Annotated in this window: 15 protein-coding genes; 2 read left to right on the top strand and 13 right to left on the bottom strand. The window is 65.1% G+C overall.

Features of this window, described 5'->3' with window-relative positions; all coding sequences use genetic code 11:
- Positions 1-22: 22 nt before the first annotated feature.
- Positions 23-349, top strand: coding sequence for an antibiotic biosynthesis monooxygenase family protein (locus QQ25_RS01455; RefSeq protein WP_039376804.1), 327 nt, complete (start codon positions 23-25; stop codon positions 347-349).
- A gap of 35 nt (positions 350-384) precedes the next feature.
- Here the strand turns inward: QQ25_RS01455 and QQ25_RS01450 are convergent, their stop codons facing one another.
- The 3 genes from QQ25_RS01450 to QQ25_RS01440 all read right to left on the bottom strand — a co-directional run bounded on the left by QQ25_RS01450 (position 385) and on the right by QQ25_RS01440 (position 5066).
- Positions 385-2493, bottom strand: a complete 2109-nt coding sequence (locus tag QQ25_RS01450) for an AAA family ATPase (protein WP_101906382.1) — start codon at positions 2491-2493, stop codon at positions 385-387.
- A gap of 435 nt (positions 2494-2928) precedes the next feature.
- Positions 2929-3735, bottom strand: a complete 807-nt coding sequence (locus QQ25_RS01445) for a fructosamine kinase family protein (RefSeq protein ID WP_039376717.1) — start codon at positions 3733-3735, stop codon at positions 2929-2931.
- 59 nt (positions 3736-3794) lie between these two features.
- Positions 3795-5066 carry an HNH endonuclease signature motif containing protein gene (locus QQ25_RS01440; protein WP_052235544.1) on the bottom strand — a complete coding sequence of 424 codons (1272 nt, stop codon included), beginning with the start codon at positions 5064-5066 and terminating at the stop codon, positions 3795-3797.
- Between the two features lie 160 nt (positions 5067-5226).
- On the opposite strand from QQ25_RS01440, the gene QQ25_RS01435 reads away from it, so the two are divergent.
- Positions 5227-5988, top strand: a complete 762-nt coding sequence (locus QQ25_RS01435) for a hypothetical protein (RefSeq protein ID WP_039376716.1) — start codon at positions 5227-5229, stop codon at positions 5986-5988.
- Here QQ25_RS01435 and QQ25_RS01430 read toward each other — a convergent pair.
- From QQ25_RS01430 to QQ25_RS01385, 10 genes are read right to left on the bottom strand one after another with little or no spacing between them, the layout of a single operon-like run.
- A complete protein-coding gene (locus tag QQ25_RS01430; protein WP_039376714.1) occupies positions 5939-6637 on the bottom strand; it encodes a YoaK family protein in 699 nt (232 codons plus the stop codon). The genes QQ25_RS01435 and QQ25_RS01430 overlap by 50 nt on opposite strands.
- A 16-nt stretch (positions 6638-6653) precedes the next feature.
- On the bottom strand, positions 6654-7634 hold the full coding sequence (locus QQ25_RS01425; RefSeq protein ID WP_039376713.1) for an ICP22 family protein: 981 nt from the start codon (positions 7632-7634) through the stop codon (positions 6654-6656).
- Positions 7601-8152 (bottom strand): Rv1363c family protein, encoded by a 552-nt coding sequence (locus QQ25_RS01420; RefSeq protein WP_039326812.1) that lies wholly within the window; start codon positions 8150-8152, stop codon positions 7601-7603. The genes QQ25_RS01425 and QQ25_RS01420 overlap by 34 nt, the downstream gene beginning before the upstream one ends.
- On the bottom strand, positions 8149-9123 hold the full coding sequence (locus tag QQ25_RS01415; protein WP_039326810.1) for an RDD family protein: 975 nt from the start codon (positions 9121-9123) through the stop codon (positions 8149-8151). Before QQ25_RS01415 ends, QQ25_RS01420 begins: the two co-directional genes overlap by 4 nt.
- Positions 9120-9761 (bottom strand): Rv1363c family protein, encoded by a 642-nt coding sequence (locus tag QQ25_RS01410; RefSeq protein ID WP_039376710.1) that lies wholly within the window; start codon positions 9759-9761, stop codon positions 9120-9122. Before QQ25_RS01410 ends, QQ25_RS01415 begins: the two co-directional genes overlap by 4 nt.
- Positions 9731-11287 carry an MCE family protein gene (locus QQ25_RS01405; RefSeq protein WP_082017366.1) on the bottom strand — a complete coding sequence of 519 codons (1557 nt, stop codon included), beginning with the start codon at positions 11285-11287 and terminating at the stop codon, positions 9731-9733. Before QQ25_RS01405 ends, QQ25_RS01410 begins: the two co-directional genes overlap by 31 nt.
- A gap of 3 nt (positions 11288-11290) precedes the next feature.
- Positions 11291-12445: a virulence factor Mce family protein gene (locus QQ25_RS01400; RefSeq protein WP_039327387.1), complete on the bottom strand. Its 1155-nt coding sequence runs from the start codon at positions 12443-12445 to the stop codon at positions 11291-11293.
- A 5-nt stretch (positions 12446-12450) separates the two neighbouring features.
- On the bottom strand, positions 12451-14085 hold the full coding sequence (locus QQ25_RS01395; protein WP_039326806.1) for a virulence factor Mce family protein: 1635 nt from the start codon (positions 14083-14085) through the stop codon (positions 12451-12453).
- A gap of 18 nt (positions 14086-14103) precedes the next feature.
- On the bottom strand, positions 14104-15678 hold the full coding sequence (locus tag QQ25_RS01390; protein WP_039376801.1) for a virulence factor Mce family protein: 1575 nt from the start codon (positions 15676-15678) through the stop codon (positions 14104-14106).
- Positions 15675-16706, bottom strand: a complete 1032-nt coding sequence (locus QQ25_RS01385) for an MCE family protein (protein WP_039326804.1) — start codon at positions 16704-16706, stop codon at positions 15675-15677. Before QQ25_RS01385 ends, QQ25_RS01390 begins: the two co-directional genes overlap by 4 nt.
- Positions 16707-16751: the final 45 nt, after the last annotated feature.

The following is a 16751-nucleotide window of genomic DNA, read 5'->3' as shown; positions in this document are numbered from 1 at the left end:
GACCCTGACAAAGGAGATGACCATGACCACCATCGAGGCGCACAGCCAGCACGCAACCCTCATCAACGTATTCACCGTGGAGCCGGCGCGGGCGGCAGAACTCGTCGACCTACTGCGGGCGGCAACCGAGGACGTGATGCGGCACGTGCCCGGATTCATCTCCGCCAACATCCACCTGAGCACCGACGGCACCCGTGTCACCAACTACGCCCAATGGCGCAGTGTCGAGGACTTCCAGGCCATGCTCGCCGATCCGGTCGCGCGGGAGCACATGGGCCGGTGCGCAGACATCGCGATCAGCTTCGAGCCGCACGTCTACACCGTGGAGTCGGTGCACCAGGCAGCGTAGCGGTCAGGCGGCCGGGGAGTCAGGCGGCCCAGGCGTCAGGCGGCGTCCTTGGTGTCCTTCTTCTCGGTCTTCTTGGCGGGCTTCACCGAATCGCCGGCCTTCTTGACGTTGTCCTTCACGTCGTTGACCGCCTTCTCGGCACCTTTCTGGATTCCCTCGGCGGCCGCCTTGATCTCCTTGCGACCGTCCTCGGCGAGCTTGTTCACCCGCTCCTGGGCGTCCTTGACGGCCTTGGCTGTCCGCTCACGTGCCTTTTCAGTCGAGGCCTTCGCACGTTCGCCGGCCTCCGTGACCGATTTCTCGATCTCTTTGCGGGCGTCCGAGGCGGCGAGCTTGTCGGCGCCGCCCTCGACGTTCACCTTGGTGTCGTCTACCGACTCGTCCACGACAGACTTCAGGTTTACCGTGTCGGTGCCGACCTTGGTCTGCGTGACGCCCTGCGGCTCGAAGCTCGTCTTCGCAATGCCCTGTGTCCCAACATCGTTGAACGTGCCCTGGGTGAGGTTGTTCAGCGCGTCGGTGATGCCCGCGAGGTCCAGGCCCGATCCACCGGTCGTCAAGCCGTTACCGACCCCCAGCAGTCCGAGCAGCTGCTGAATCGGGCTCGGCACGGGGTTCTGGTTGATCAGGCCATCACTGATCGACTTCTGAATGCCGGTGACGAGGTTGTTGACCAGATGCCCCGGCACCTGCGCCCAGTCGACATCTGCCGGGAGAGTGCCGAAAGCGGTTGGGATATCGGCTTCGTCGAGCGTGCGCTCGTACACACCGGTGGTGGGGTTGTACTCCACATCGGTGTACCCGAGGTTCACCAGACTCGTGAGCACCGGGCTCAGCGCCGTGCCGATCGGGTTGTTGAAGTTCGCCCCGGTCAGCAGGTTGACCACGTCCACCGCGAGGTATGTCGGCTCCAACAGCGGCAGACTCTGCGCCGGGATCGTCACGTAGATGTTGAGCTTGGGGCCGAGTTGAGGATCGTCCCCCGGGTTGGCCAGATAGTCCGTGATGTCCGCGCCGAGCTGCGACACGATTTGGTCGACCAGCACCGTGCCCAGCGTGTCCAGCGACTGATTCCGCAAGATGTACGTCGGGAACAGACCTGCCGCAACGTTATTGGCCATGGTGAACGGGTTGGGCCACGCCGCGAAGTCCGACAGCGGCAGGTACTCCGCCGTGGCGTCGATCTTGATCGGGATCAGGTTGGCCCCGCCCGGGGTGAGCCCGAACAGTGGGATGTCACCGACGACGGGGATGCCGGCGAGGATGCTGGTCCCGCTGCTCTGGACCTGGGTATCGGGTGTCACGGTGTCGATGCCCAGCAGGCCGAACAACGGATAGGCGCGGGCCAGGATGCCGCCGTTGGCGCGGCCGGGGTTGTCGATCAGGATCATCGGCAAGATGGTGAAGCTGCCCAGCAGGGGGTTGGTACCGGTGTAGTTGGTCCCGCCAGGCTGATTCGGCAGATCGTCGACCACCTGCTGATACGCCGCGCCGGCGGCGAAGGCGCCGAATCCCCAGCCCGCCACAATCGGGATGCGCACGTCGGCGGCGTTCGTGCTGAGGTCCGGCAGTTCAATGCCGATTGCGCGGAGCGCAAGCCGGATTGCCAAAAGACCAGAGCCAGTCGTGGGTAGACCGAGCGCGTCAAAAATCGACTCCAGGCTGATGTTGAGGTACGGGGTGTTGTTGATCTCGTCGGCCACTGAGTTCGGGAAGGACGGCACCCACCCGAGGTCAACACCGAGCAGTCGGAGCAGCGTGAACGCCCCGCCGGTGGTGATCAAGTTGATGCCGGCCGACGACAGCGGATCGCTCAGGTCGATTCCGAGAAGTTCGCCCACGTCGACGGGCAAACCTCCCAGCGCGCCACCGAGCGCTCCACCGATCGCATCGTTGAGCGGGTCCTTGATCGCGGCGGTCGGATCGATTCCCGCCGCCTGCAGCAGAGCAGCCAAGTTGAAGGTGTTGACGAACGCCGTCTCAACCTGCGCGCCGACAGTCTGGAACTGGTTGTAGACCTGGGTTCCGAAGCCGCCCGTGAGGTCTGGGATCTGGTCGGGCGGCGGGAAGATCTGGACGCCGGATTGCAACCGAAGGTCACGTTGCACCGCGGCGGCTTGAGCCGGCGGAGGAGCAACACCCACCGTAAGCGCGGTGACTGTTGCGGTTGCCGCCCCGAGGGTCGCAACCCTCTTGACGCGCCGCCGCTGCCTACGGTGTTTGACCGCCATCTGACCAGTCCCTTCGGCCGTGTTCTCAGCTTGATCTCAGGCAACGTAGCACTAATGTGATCGACATCACTGCATTGCTGAGAAGAAACTCCTCCTCCTGTTCGCAACCTGTCGCAAACTAGTTGCAACCGATTCGACCGGCACTGCCCTGCGCAAAAATCAATTAACGCTTGCGACAGGCAATCCTTGATTTTGTGCCGATTCTCTGAGCGCCACGTTGCTACGCGTAATGCGCACCCGGCTTGCCGTTGTCAGATATCCGTCGATGTGTCAACCGATTCCGATCAGTGCGGGAATCGTTTCGACCTGCACCAGTCGACTCCGGGCAGGCGTCGAGCGCCGTAGAAACTACTCGATTCGTAGTTTGCTGCCGTGCGCTGAGATCCGCTGGGCTGCTGCCTCGACCTGGCTCGCGTAGCCCCCGCCGAACAGCACGACGTGAGCCAGCAGCGGGTACAGCTGGTGCAGGTCGATCCGATTCCGCCAGCCATCGCGCAGTGGCCGCACGGAGCTGTAACCCGCCATCACCTCATCGAGGAACGGAAAACCGAAAAGCGCCAACATCGCCAGATCCGTCTCGCGATGCCCGCCGTGCGCGGCCGGATCGATCAGGACGGCGCCGTCGGCGGTCCACAACACGTTGCCGCTCCAGAGGTCGCCGTGCAGTCTGGCGGGCACATCGTCGTCATCGAACACCCCTGCGCGGCAAAGGTCGGCCACTGCTGCGACGGCTTCCTGTGCGGCGGCGCTGAGCCGTGGATGGGCCAGTCTCGCCATGGGGCCCAGCCGCTCGGCGGCATAGAAGGCGCCCCAAGAATCATTGCCCGTCAACGACATTGGCAACGGCTGCGACACCGGGCCGAAGAATCCGTCCCCGTGGTAACCGTCCGGCCCGGCGCCGTAGGCCGGCGCACCTGCAGCGTGGGTGCGTGCCAGTCGTTCGCCGAACACTCGAGCTCCATGCGCCGTGGGCGCGGTCGGGTGCAGCCGCTGCAACGTCAATGAGGTTGCGTTGTAATCGATTACGCCGACGCACGGCACGCCGTCATCCACGGCCAGCCAGTTCAGGCCGGCCGCTTCGGCTGCGAAGAACCCCGCCGGAGCCGACGCGCTGCGTTTGACGAAGACGTCGGACCGGTCCGCGGCATCGGACATACCGGTGAGGCTACCGACGCGAACTCCGGATGAGCCACCCACAACGCTATCCCCAAGAACTACGCGACTTTCGGTGGTGGTTGGGGTTGGAAGGGTGTGTACCACCACCAGTCGGCGCGTTCGCCGGTGGGTCCGGGACAGGGTGGAACATCGGGTGGGGGTGTGGTCGGTGGGCGGGCCAGCGAGCTGTTGGTCAGTGGTGTGCCGGCCCGGTCGGTGACGACGAGCCTGTCTGCGGGTCCGGTGATGGTGATGCCGCCCTGGTGGTGCAGCCGGTGATGGTAGGGGCACAGCAACACCAGGTTGTGGAGTTCGGTGGGGCCGCCGTCTTCCCAGTGGATGAGGTGGTGAGCGTGCAGGCCGCGGGTGGCACCGCAGCCGGGCACCACACAGCTGTGGTCGCGGTGTTCCAGGGCGCGGCGCAGTCGCCGGCTGATGGTCCGGGTGGTGCGCCCTACCCCGATGGGTTGGCCGTGACGCTCGAACCACGCTTCCAGGGTCGCTTCGCACAGCAGGTATTGGCGTTCGGCGTCGGTGAGCAGCGGCCCCAGGTGTAGCGAGGCGACCGGTTTGTCGGTGTCGAGGTTCAGATGCACGTTGACGGTGGTGTGCTGCCCGTGCGGGCGATGCGCGGATTCGGTGTCCCAACCGGCCTCGATGAGACTCATGAACGCATCGACATGGGTGGGGAACGGTGGTGCCTGATCCGAGATCGGCCCACCGGTGTCCTGATCGATGTCGCGGTCGCGTGTGTAGTCGGCGACCAGCCCGTCGTGATGCGACCGCAGGCCGGCCTCGAACTTGGCCGCCTCCACCCGGGGCAACCGAATCTTGTAGGTGGTGTACTGCTCGGTTTCGGTGCGGGTGAATGACCGTTGCGGTTCGGGCTGGCGGTCGGGTTGGGGGTGGGGTTCGAGTTTGACGGCGGTGCGTAGCTGGGTGACGGTGGCCACGGGGGCGAGTTGGGCGTAGTGCGCATCGGAGCCGTCGGCGGCGTTCTCGGCGATCACCCCGACCTGATCCAGCGACAAGCGTCCTTCGCGCAGGGCTTGGGTGCAGCGCGGAAATTCCTCGATCCGTCGGGCGATGGCCACGGTGGTTTCGGCGTTGCGTGGGGAGACCCCGGTTTTCCAGGCCACCAACGCCTTCATCGAGCGGGCACCGGTGGCCCCGCATAATTCGTCGCGGTCGAGTTCGGCGACGATCTCCACGATGCGGCCGTCGATCGCGTTGCGCTGCCCGCACAACTGCTCCAACTCCCCGAACAACACCTCAATCCGCCGCACAGGATTCACCCCTTCCGTGGTGAAAGACGCTGCAGCCGAAGACATAACCTCATGATCGCAGAAGCCACCGACAAGTTCCGGACCCTCGGAACCCAGTGGTCGGCCGCCCGTTCGGAGCGAACGAATCGCAGTTCTCCGAAGTCATGCGGACCTAGTCAGGTCCGCCGTCCTGACGCTCGGGCGACCATGGGGCAAGATAGCTGGGATGGGGATGAGCCTGTTGCCTTTCACTCGCCTGTCGGACGCTGACGTCGCGGGCGCGCTCGATCACGCGGTATCTGTGATCAATCCGGTACTCGATGTGTTCAGCCGATTCGATCCGCTCGGGCTGAGGCGGCGTACCCATCGCGACGAGCCCGCCGGCGGCCCCGTCGGGAAGTCTCTCGACATCGCAGCGGCTTTGCTCAACTTCGCTGAGCTGCCGGGCACCAGAGCCTGGACCGAGATGGATCAAGGCGGCCACGTGAAGTGGTGGGTGCACCGCGCCGGAGCGGTGACCACCATCCTCGTCGCGTTTCCCGGTGCATTCGGGGTCATCGCCGACCGGCTCGGGGTTCAGGACGTCCTGGGCTTCACCAATCAGGCCCTGGTGTTGTGCGCGGTGGCCCGCGAGGACGGCGTCACCGATCACGACGACCAGGTGCAGTTGCTCGGTGCCGTTCTGTGCGACCGTGAACTCCCTGACGCTGAGGCCCACACTTCGGTCGGTGATGCCGACACAGCGCGGCAATCGCTGCCCGAGAGGCTCTGGGAGTTCGCAGGCACATTACGCGCGGTCGGCGATGAGTTCACGAAAAGGCCCCAACCGCAAAAGGTTTACCGCTACCTCGGCATGTTGCCCGGGTTAGGTGCAGTGGTCGACTACTTCGGTGAGTTCGCCGCCCTGCGACACGCGGCCGACGAGGGTGTGGCGTGGATCAGCGAGCACTCCCCGCAGACGCCGGCTCAGACGCCGGCCCGAACTTGAAGATCAACGCACTGCTCGCCACCACCACGGCCGCCATCGCGATCACCGGTGCGACGGTGAACCGCGACAGCGTCGCACCGAACACCGCACCCCCACACATCGTCAGTACCACGCTGTAGCGCAGTTTCTCGCGGTCCCCCGTACCGCCGGCCAGTCTGCTGTCGAAACCGATACCGACGATCGTCTGCGTCAGCACAGTCGTGCTCAACTCTTGGATGCCGAATTGGCGCGCGGTCGCGTTCTGGATCCCGAATGTCATTGCCAGAACAATGAGGATGAACTTGCGGTTGTCGTGATAGTCGAGCACACCTGTGCCCGCGAGAACCGAAAGCACAGTCAGCAGAACGACTTCCACCCCCAAAGCGGTGGCAAGCCAATTCCGGACATCGCTGTCGAGATGGCGTCGCAGCCGCCCACCGACCACTGTGCCCAGCACGAACCCGATGAACGCCACCAACGCCCCGGTCACGTCGACGCCCGAGCCCGGTACGAACCAGAACCCGAGGAAGATCACGTTTCCGGTCATGTTGGCGACGAACACATGCCCCAGCACCAACACACTGACCGCGTCGACGATCCCGGTGGCGCACGTCAACAACAGAAGGGCCACAACAGTCGACCGCTGCGTCACCGGAGAGGCGATGGCCATGCCTACATCTTCGCCGCTACAACTGCGGAGACAAGTCCAATTGCGTCAACGCCGGCATCTGAGTGATTCGCCAATCCCCATCGGTGCGCTGCAACGTCAGCCGATACGACATGTACCGCAGCGAGGGCACGTTCTTGGTCACCGGACTCGTCGAAACCGTGTTGGTGTAGACGATCGCAGTGGCCTCATCCCGGCTGATGGTCTCGACCGCAGTACCCATCACCTCGGTGTTGTTCGTGACCTGCGCCTGCTTGTTGGTCGGAACGATGGAATCGATCAATTGCCGGTATTGGTCGGCGAAGCCGCTCGACAGGTACTTCGACGCCCGGTCCGGCAGGGTTTCGATGTTGTCCGGGTTGTACGTCCACAACGTTGTGATGGCGTCGGCCGAAGTCCGCGCCACCTGAAGCTTGGTCGCGACCAAGGCCCGATCGGCGAGGTACGGCTGCAACATGGCACCGCCGAATGCGCAGGCGACCACGAACACCGCCGCAGCACCGGCGGCAAAGTACGTCAACCGCCTGCCGGCCTGCCGGTGCGGCACCAGGATCACGTCCTCGGCCGGCTCGGCCTCAGCGTCCACCGCCTCAGACTCGACCTCAGTTTCACCGTCGGCTTCCATCTCGGTGCCGGATTCCGGCTCCGAGTCGGATTCGATGCTCGCTTCGGATGAAGACTCACCTTCAGACGTGGCCTCACCTTCAGGCGCGGCCTCATTTTCGGGCGCGGCCTCACCTTCGGGTTCGGTCGAAGCCTTGCGGCGGGTCTTGCCCACGGGCGTACGACGTTCCGAAGTGGCCGTGGCCTCATCGGATTCCGGGTCCGACTCCGCGCCGGATTCCGAGCCAGATTCCGCGTCGCCCTCGTCGGCCGGCGCCTCGATCGGTGCCTCAACCACGTCCTCGGCACGGCGACGCCGCCCGAAACGCAGTCTGCGGCGCGGCTTGTCGGGCTCGCCGGTGGTCAGATCACCTGAATCAGCTGGCTGATCTTCCACTGCTGTCCTTCCCAAATCGTCGTCGCAATCCAACGGCTGCCGCTCTCGATCACGGACTTTCCGTCCGGCGTACGCGTGCTGGTCTTGGTGGCGACCAGCACATCGGCACTGCCGTTGTCATTCCAGCGCTCGATACCCGCATCCAAGACCGAACCTTCGGTCGGCTCGGACCGTGCCACCTGAACGACGATCTCGTTCTGCTTCTCCTGGAACATCTTTCGGAAATCGCCGGTCGCCTGTGCCGCGATGCGGTCGGCATAGTCGTTCGCGTGAAACGGATCCAGCGTCGTGTACACCGTCATGAACTCACGTACATAGTCCAACGCGCCTGCGGTCTTGATCTGAGCGCGTCGATCCGATTCGTGCCGCACCAGGATCAGCGTGCTGCCCGCGATGGCGGCTGCGATGAGCAACGCCGAGATGATCCCGACGATCGGCAGGCCCCAACGGATCGGTTCCTTGGGCTCGACCGCGAAGTAGTCACGCTCATCGGCCTCGATCCGGCGACGCGGGCTCATTGTGCTCCTCCGCCCAGCACCGGCCGCTTGAGCACAGTGAGGTTGTCGACGAGCCAGTGGTCGCCCGACTTCTGGAACTCCACCCGCACCGTCGCCGTGATGAACTTCAGTTCCTGCGGATTGGTGCCCCGCATACCCTGCAGCGCGACAAGCATCGCCGCGGAGTTCTTGGTCATGCCCGGCAGCACCGCACTTCTCACCGCCGAGTAGTCGTTGGTGGTCGGCCCGGCCTTACGCACCGCGTCCTGTTGGTCGACCAGCTGTTGCCGGTAGTTGTCGGTCGTCAGCGACTGCGCCCTGGAGAAATCCGCATCGAGGGAATCCACCCCGTAGCTGAGCAGCTGCTCGACCACCCGCGGACCTTGTTCGGTGAGCTGCTCACGCGCCTGGTCGACGGATCGGTCCTCGCGGTACACCACCAGATACCCCAGTCCGCCTGCAATTCCGCTGAGCAGCGCGAGCACCAGCAGCACCGCACCGGCGCGGCGGCGGACATCGTCTTCCGGCCGTTCGATACGACGGACCTCCGTGCGGGTCAGCAGGTCGGCGAACGTGCGGTTGCGTGACTCCCACAGCGGCCAGAGCCAGCCCAGGAACACCGCCGCGGTATCCAGCAGATGCGCCAGATCACGCACCAGCAGGCGCAGCAGACCGGCGTCTCCTGCCGACGAGACCACCCGAATACCGAACACGGACCGGCCCAGCGACCAACCGGTGGAGGCAGGCAACGCGATCCGGTTGATCAGCATCGCGATGCCCACGGCGGCAGCGGCCACTGTGCAGACCCACCAGAACCAGCCATACAACGGTGCCGACCAGGCCAGCAGCGCCAGCGTCACGATCAACCCGGCAGGCGCCAGCACATCGATGGCGAACGCCCCGGCCCGGGCGGGCCACGACGCCAACCGCGTCTGGTCCGCCCCGGTGCCCGCAGTCGAGACCGTGTCAGCGTTGTCGAGAACAGCGGTCACGACGTGACCTGGTCGAGCCGTGCAACCTTGTAGATGCCGTCCTCGGCACGGGCCATCTTCACCCGCAACCGGTAGCCCTGCTCTTCGTCGGACTTCTCGCTGTTGGTGACCAGCACGCGCACCGCGACCAACAGGTCCATCGACCCGTCGTCGTTGTGCTTCTCCACCGCAGCCCGCAGGTCCGAGACCTTCACCTGGACGTTGGCCGCCTGGTACGCGTCGAGCAGCATGCCGCTGTACAGCCCGGCCTGCGCCCCGAAGTCACCCGTCGCGCATTCGATGATCTTGGTCTGAGCCGCAATCATCGCCTGGGTGTCGGGCGCCTGAGTCGCGGTCACACAGTCCTTGGCCGCGGCCAGGGCCTCGGCCTCGTCGCCGGCGATCCGCTCACTGTCCTGATGTGCTCGCAATGCCAGGTAACCGCCGGCACCGACCGCCACCGCCAGGACAAGCAACCCGGCGAGGATGGCTGCCATCCAACCTCGGCCGAGCCGAGAAGGCCGCGACGCGACGTTCTCGGAGTCCGTGGTCGACGTCGGATCAGCGATCTCGGCGACAGCCTCCGGTTGCGGATCGGTGGTGTGGGGGTCCTGCTGGTCGGCGAGGTTCAGCTGGCTGGTGCCAGCATCTCCTTCCATCCGTCATCTCCTGGTTTATTCGAGTTGGTGACGGAGTACTTCACACCGCCGGGACCGACCACCTCACCGCTGGACGGGCTATAGGTGGCGGTCGAACCTGCTGCCGGAGTGTAGATGCAGGGGTTCGGCTGCTGTCCACTACAACTCACATTGCCACCCCGCGGCGCGGTCAGCGGATCGCTGCGCGGTGCCGTTGATTCCGGTGGTGGAAGCTGACTTGCCGGCAACGGGTTCAGCCCATTATTCACCGAAGGCGCGGGAATGACCCGGCCCGGATCGACGGGCTGATCGCAGCGCGCGGCCGGAGCCGGGCAATTGCGGATCTGATTCGGGTCGCCGTACCACGGGTTGGTGCCGAGCGGCTCGTACGGCGCGTCGCTGCGGCACTCCGCGGGCGAGGCGGCCCGCTTACCCGGCACGTCGGCGCACGGATAGTTACGGGCACCGCGAACGGCGTTGGACGCGTCCTTCGGGATCTTGCAGTACAGGCCCGACGGCAGCGGTGCCAGCGACGTATCCGCAGGCGAACGCCACTCCGACGCAGGCAGGAACCCGGTCAGGCACGGCGGCGGCATGTTGATGCCGAGGCCGAAGTGCAGCAGGCCCTTGGGTGCGAAGATCGTCGCGGTCTGAGCGACCGCGCCACCCTGGGGCAACGCCACCAACACCTGCTCGACGTTCTTGTTGTAGCGCTTGAGCATGTCGATGACGATTTCGAGGTTCGCCAGCGTCTGCGGCAACGATTCCCGGACATCACCGAACACCGAGTTCAGCTGATCGGCCGTCGGCGCCGCCTGCTGAAGCCCGCTGCGCAACTCGGCATCGTTCTGAGCGCTCTGCGCCGCCAGCGTGTTCAGATTCTTGGCCCAACGCGAGATCGCGTCGCCCGAGTTCACCTGGCTGTCGATGATCGGCCCGGAGTTCTCGACGATGTCGTTGACCGGACCGAGGTTGTCCTTGAAGTCGCCGGCAATCGCCTGGGTGGAATCGACCAGGCGCTGCAGTGACGGGCCGAGGCCACCGACGGCCTGGGCCGTCTCGTCGAGCAGGACCGCGATCTTCTCCTTGGGCAATGCCGCCAGACCCCGTTGCGCGGCGTCGAGCGACGGGCCCACCTCGGCGGGCACGGTGCCCTTCTCGATGGTGTCGCCGTCGCGGAAGAACTCCTTCGCACCGACGGTTTCGGAGACCAGGTCGATGAACTGCTCACCGACCGCCGACACCGAGTGCACGTTGGCACTGGCATCCAGCGGCACCCGGTACCGGTCGTAGATGTCCATCTCGACCCGGGCGCCCTGCTCGGTGGGCTCGACGGAGGTGACCTTGCCGATCGTCGTTCCGCGATACGTGACGTTGGCCGTCGCGTACAACCCGCCCGAATTCGGCAGGTTGGCGTTCAGGTTGTACATCCCGACGCCGGCCCATGTCGGCAACCGCAGATAGATCAGCGCCAACACAACCAGCGCTATCAACGTCAGCACCGTGAACAGAACGAGCTGCATCTTGATGAAGCGGGTCAGCAACATGTCTCACTCCCCCCTTTCCACAAGCGGGCCACCAGGTGCATCGTGCGGGTTCGGCGTGAACCGGACGTCCGGGATCATCGTCGCCGGATCGCGGCCCCACGCCTGCTCCAGCGCCCGGAGCATGCCCGAGACGCCGGTGCCGGACAGGAACGCGTTGTCCACCGAGCTCAACGTCAGGTCGATCGTCAGCGACACGTTGATGTAGTCGCCGCGGACCGCCTTCGGGATGTTCTCGATGTTGAACGGCACCGTCAGGATCAGCTTGAGCGCCTCCACCAGGTACGGGGCCGAGCGCGCCAACTGCTTCAGCGGACGCTGCAGGTTCTGCAGGTTGGTGTGCAGGTTCGCGTTGCTGTTCGACAAGGTGTCGTCGGCAGCCTTGGACAGCCGGCCCAGCGATGTCACCGCATCGGCGAACAAGTCCCGCGTATCGGCGAAATGCTGGATCAGCGGCGGGAACTCGGTAAGCACCCGGTCCAACGTGTCATTGCGCGCCGCGACGATGTTCAGCAACCGATTCGTCGAATCGATCGCCCGGGTGATGTCGTTGCGCTGCTGATTGAGCTCATCGGTGAACGTGTCGAGCCGGCCCAGGAAGTCGCGGATCTGATCGGCGCGACCGTTGAGGATGTTGAACACCTCGGTCTGGATGGTCTCGATGTTCGGGATGCCACCGCCGGTCAGGATGCCGGAGATACCGGCCAGCGTCCGCTCGATCGTCGGATACGCCGACGACTGAGCCAACGGAATCGTGTCCCCGTCACGCAGCATCTCGTTGGACGCGTCCTTGTCCGGCGGATTGAGCTCGACGTGCTGCGAACCCAGCAAGCTGGTCTGGCCGATCTTGGCCTCGGTGTTCTTCGGCAGCTTGATGCCCGGCTCCAGGTCGACCGTCAACGTCGGAGTCCAGTTGATCAGCTCGATCTTGCGGACCCGGCCGACGAACACGTCGCGCACCCGCACCCGGCTGTTGGCGTTGAGCGCCAACGTCTCCGGCATCTGCACGTAAAGCGTGGTGCGGCCGGACTCGGTGCCCGGCCCACCCGGCAGCGGCACGTTGGCCACGCCGCGCCACTGCCCACACGAGGTGAGGATCAACGCGGAGGCCGACAACACCGCGACGCGTCGTCCGACGCGACCCAACTTGCGTGTCTTCATGCTCATTACGGCTGCCCTCCGACCTCGGCAGGCAACGCCGGTCCGGCGGGAGCCGGAGCCGGAGCGGCCGCTGCGGGGCCCGACATCGGGTCACCCGGGATCACACCCGGCGCAGGCGCCGGCGGCGGTCCTGGCTGCGGATACCACGGCGGCGGCAACGGATTGCTCTCGTCGTACGAGTTCGGCGGACCGGGCAGGTTGCCTCCCGGCGGGGCTCCGAACGCCGGCGGCGCCGGCGGCGCCACGATGTCAGGGCCACCCATCAACTCCGACAACGACTCCGGAGTCAGCATCTGCTGAGTCGCCGGCTGCACCTGCACGCCCTGCATACCCGGGGCCACGGTCCAACCGGGCTCATGGTTGCCGTGCGAGAACAAGGTGTCGCGCGACCAGATACCGGGCACGGTGGTGTCCTTGTATCCGCCCGGCGGCTGAAGGCGCGGATCCGAGTAGGAGATCTGCTTCGGCAGCGTCATCGCGGTGTTGGCCAGGTTCTGGCCGAACGGCAGGAAGTTGAACTTGATCGCGTCGAGGATCGGTGCCAGGTACTGCGCACACAGCTCGGCCGAATCCTGGTATCCCAACCGGCTTCCCGCCTGAATGGAACTGCAGATGAACTGCAGCGGGTTGGAGAAGTTGGTCAAGCCCGGCAGAACCGGCAGGCCCACGATGCCACCCTGGTTGGGCGAGACGATGTTGAGCACGTTCGCCGCCAGGTTCGGGTAGGCGTGCAGACCTGTTTCCAGACCGTTGCGCGGTTCGGGCTGCAGGATGGCCGTCGTCGCCTCTGACAAGTTGTTGACGTCGTGAGCGAGCACGCCGCCGTTCTTGTCGAGGAACTGGCGGGTGGTCTTGAGCACCCGGTTGAGATCCTGCAGGGCCGTGGCCAACTCCTGATCGGTGTTGGTGAACGAGTTGGTGAACTGCGCCAGGTCGTTGTTCAGCGCCACGAACTGCTGATCGCTCTTGTGCAGAGCATTGACGAACAACGCCAGGCTCTTGACCACCTGGAAGAAGTCGCCGCGGCCCTGGTTCAGCGTGGTCAGCGCCTCCGACAATCCGTTGAGGGTGCGGTTGAGCTGATCGCCCTTGCCCTGGAAGCCGTCGGCGAAGGAGTCGATGATGTCGCCGAACGGGCCCTTGGGCTGTGCGGCGGTCGGGCCCAATTCGTCGAGCAGGCGGGTGATCTGGTTGCGCAGCTCGTCGTACTCGACCGGGATCTGGGTGTTCTCGATCGGGATCACCGCGTTGTTCTTCAACCGCGGGCCGCCGGTGTAGGGCGGGGACAGCTGGATGACGCGCGACGCGACCAGGCTGGGGTTCAGCACGGATGCCGTGACGTTCTCGGGCATCTTGTACTTGTTGTTGACGTGGAAGACGACCTTCATCTTGTCGCCGTCGGTCTCGATGCTGTCGATCGCGCCGACCTTGACGCCCATGATGAGGACCTTGTCACCCGGGTACAGCGCAAGCACTTCGGGGAAGTACGCGGTGACCGTGGTGTTGGTCATCTTCTTGTACAGGTTCATCCCGAAGTAGCCCAGCACCAGGGCGGCTACCACCGCCAGCGCACCGACGATGACAGTTGCCCGAGAAGCCTTGGGCAACTTGACGTTTCGCACATTGAAAACAGTTGACATAGCTCTCTATACCCCTGCCTATCCCTGCGATCCGGGCGGAAGGAACGGCGGGTTACCGGGGAGCGGCGGGGTGCCCGCCGGTCCCGCGTCCGGACCCGGCCCCGGCGGTGCCGGGGGCGCGTTCAGCGGTGGTGGATGAGGTGCGTAGCCGGGGATGTCGCCCGGCAGAGGTTGCGGAGCGATCGGAACCGTGCGGGCTCCGGGCGGGCCGGGCGCCAGCTCGACCGGGGCACCCGGCTGATCCGGCGGCAACTGGCCGGGGATGGCCGCGCTGGGCACGCCCGGCGAGTGCGGGATGCCATCGGGATTCGGCGCGGAGGTCGCGACGTCCGGCGGGCCGTAGTTGGGCCCGTACGGGTTGTCACCGAACGGTCCCACCGTCGCTCCGGCGCAGGGCAGCGGGTTGCCCGGCGACGGGATGCCGGCCGCGGTCGGCGTGTACGAGCACGGCGATCCGGGCGGGACGGCGGGTCCCGGATGCTCCGGGGTGCCTTCCAGCGGTGTCGGAGCCGCCGGCGGGGCGCCGTTCTCGTGGCGCTGTCCATTGGGATCGGGGAAACGGAACGCGGGCAGGCCTGCGTTGCGCCAGAACTCCTCCGGATCGATCCCGCGCTTCTTGAACGCGGAGTCGACGAACGGCTGCAGGATCTGCGGCGGGATCAGGTTGACCAGCATCACCTTGAAGTAAGGGCCGGATGCCAGCGCCTCGGCCAGTGAAGTGATGAACTTGCCCGCGACGGTGAGCGTGTCGGCCAGATCCTGCTTGCGCTCGACGAGCAGGTCGCTGACGGTACGCAGCTGCTCGAGCACGTGGTTCAAGTTCGGGTTGTCGTTGATCAGGCCCTCGACCTGATGCGACACCGACGACACCCGCTCCAGCAGCATGCTGACGGCCTGGCCACGCTCGTTGACCGCGGCCAGCAGGGTCTGGGCATTCACCAGCAGTTGGTTGACCTGAGTGCTGCGATCACCGAGCACCGTGGCGATCTTGTTGGCGTTGGCCAACAGCTTCTTCACGTCCTCATCGCGCTTGCCGATGGTCTCGGAGAACCTGGCCACACCGTCCAGTGCGGCGCTCAGGTGCGGCGAGGTCTGATCGACCGTCTCCGACAACACGTTCAGCGATTCCTTGACCGATTTCGTGTCCCAGCCCGACGCATTGCGCGTGACATCCAGGAACGCGTCGTAGATCTGGTACGGCGTCGTCGTCTGCCCCAGCGGCAACATCCCGCGCGGGGGCAGCGTGTGGCTACCGCGTGGCTGGATCTCGATGTTCTTGCGACCCAGGATCGTGTCGGTACGGATCGCCGCACGGCTCTCGGTACCGATCGTCTTCCCGCCGAGGGTGTAGCCGATCTCGACCTTGTCGCCGTTGATGTCCATGCTCTTGACGGTGCCGACATCCATACCCGCGATGCGCACCTTGTCGCCCAGGCTCAGGCCTCCGGTATCGGAGAACTGGCCGTAGTAGGTGGGGACCGCGAACAACATCGGCACACTCGTCAGCGTCGAGCCGACGCCGATGACCAACGCCACCACCGCAACGCCCATGAGGCCCTTGCGGAAGCGATCGGAACCTTGCAGTGTCCTCATCTCGGCGTGCACCTACCCGACGGCTGTGAACTGAGTCTGACGGTTCGGACGGGGCCGCCCGGCTGCAACCCGTTGAGCTTCAACGAGAGGTCACAGGCATAGAAGTTGAAGAAGTCACCGTAGATGCCACCGGCACGGCCGATGATCTTCAACGCTTGAGGAAACTGCACCAGAATGTCGTTGAGCTGCTGCTTCTGGTCGATCAGCGGCTGCTGGATGACCTCGAGGTAGCCGAGGGTGTCCTTGAGCAGCGGACGGTTGTCGGACAGCAGGTCTGCCAGCGAGCCGGCCGCGTTGCTGATGTCGGCCACCGAGGATCCGATCGGATCGGCCCGGCCCTTCAGCCCGGTGATCAGCGTCTCGAAGTTCTTGAGCGTGTCGTCGAACTGCTGCTGATGCGCGACTGTGGTGTCCAGGACGATGTTGAGGTTCTTGATCACCTCACCGATGGCCTGGTCACGGTCGGCGATGCTCTGGGTGAGCTGCGCGGTCTGATCCAGGATGTCGTTGATGGTGCCGCCCTGTCCCTGGAAGATCGTGATGATCGACTGGGAGATGGTGTTGACCTTCTCCGGGCTCAACGACTGGAACAGCGGACGGAAACCGCCGACGAGAGCGTCGAGGTCGAGCGCCGGCTCGGTGCGCTCCAGCGGAATGGTGCCGCCCGGCGCGAGCTTGGTGTCGCTCTTGCCCCGCTTCAGCTCGAGGTAGCGGTTACCGATGAGGTCCTGATAGCGGATCGCAGCCGTGGTCTCGTCGAACAACGGCAGCGACTTCTCGACGTTGAACGTGACCTCGGCCTGCTGGCCGCCGTTGATCAGCTTGACGCCCGAGACCTTGCCGACCTCGACACCGGACGCCCGGACGAACTGCCCGGTGCGCAGACCGCTGACGTTGTTGAAGATCGCCGAGTACTCGGCGGTCCGATTGAACCGGATCTGACCGAAGACCACGAAGATGATCCCGGTGAAGGTGAGCAGCACCAGTGAGAAGATGCCGAGCTTGATGAGCGTGCCCTTGATACTCATGCGGCTCCCTCGCAGGCTCGGGTCCCGCATGCCATCTGATTAATT

It is taken from the genome of Mycolicibacterium setense, from assembly GCF_000805385.1.
In the GTDB taxonomy this organism is placed as follows: domain Bacteria; phylum Actinomycetota; class Actinomycetes; order Mycobacteriales; family Mycobacteriaceae; genus Mycobacterium; species Mycobacterium setense.
This window is presented reverse-complemented; position numbering and strand designations above follow the sequence as displayed.

Bases quoted from the DNA above. Each gene is read 5' to 3' on its own strand.
- QQ25_RS01455 (WP_039376804.1), top strand. From the start codon at position 23: ATGACCACCATCGAGGCGCACAGCCAGCACGCAACCCTCATCAACGTA.
- QQ25_RS01445 (WP_039376717.1), bottom strand. From the start codon at position 3,735: ATGTCCGATGCCGCGGACCGGTCCGACGTCTTCGTCAAACGCAGCGCG.
- QQ25_RS01440 (WP_052235544.1), bottom strand. From the start codon at position 5,066: ATGTCTTCGGCTGCAGCGTCTTTCACCACGGAAGGGGTGAATCCTGTG.
- QQ25_RS01435 (WP_039376716.1), top strand. From the start codon at position 5,227: ATGGGGATGAGCCTGTTGCCTTTCACTCGCCTGTCGGACGCTGACGTC.
- QQ25_RS01430 (WP_039376714.1), bottom strand. From the start codon at position 6,637: ATGGCCATCGCCTCTCCGGTGACGCAGCGGTCGACTGTTGTGGCCCTT.
- QQ25_RS01420 (WP_039326812.1), bottom strand. From the start codon at position 8,152: ATGAGCCCGCGTCGCCGGATCGAGGCCGATGAGCGTGACTACTTCGCG.
- QQ25_RS01410 (WP_039376710.1), bottom strand. From the start codon at position 9,761: ATGGAAGGAGATGCTGGCACCAGCCAGCTGAACCTCGCCGACCAGCAG.
- QQ25_RS01405 (WP_082017366.1), bottom strand. From the start codon at position 11,287: ATGTTGCTGACCCGCTTCATCAAGATGCAGCTCGTTCTGTTCACGGTG.
- QQ25_RS01400 (WP_039327387.1), bottom strand. From the start codon at position 12,445: ATGAAGACACGCAAGTTGGGTCGCGTCGGACGACGCGTCGCGGTGTTG.
- QQ25_RS01395 (WP_039326806.1), bottom strand. From the start codon at position 14,085: ATGTCAACTGTTTTCAATGTGCGAAACGTCAAGTTGCCCAAGGCTTCT.
- QQ25_RS01390 (WP_039376801.1), bottom strand. From the start codon at position 15,678: ATGAGGACACTGCAAGGTTCCGATCGCTTCCGCAAGGGCCTCATGGGC.
- QQ25_RS01385 (WP_039326804.1), bottom strand. From the start codon at position 16,706: ATGAGTATCAAGGGCACGCTCATCAAGCTCGGCATCTTCTCACTGGTG.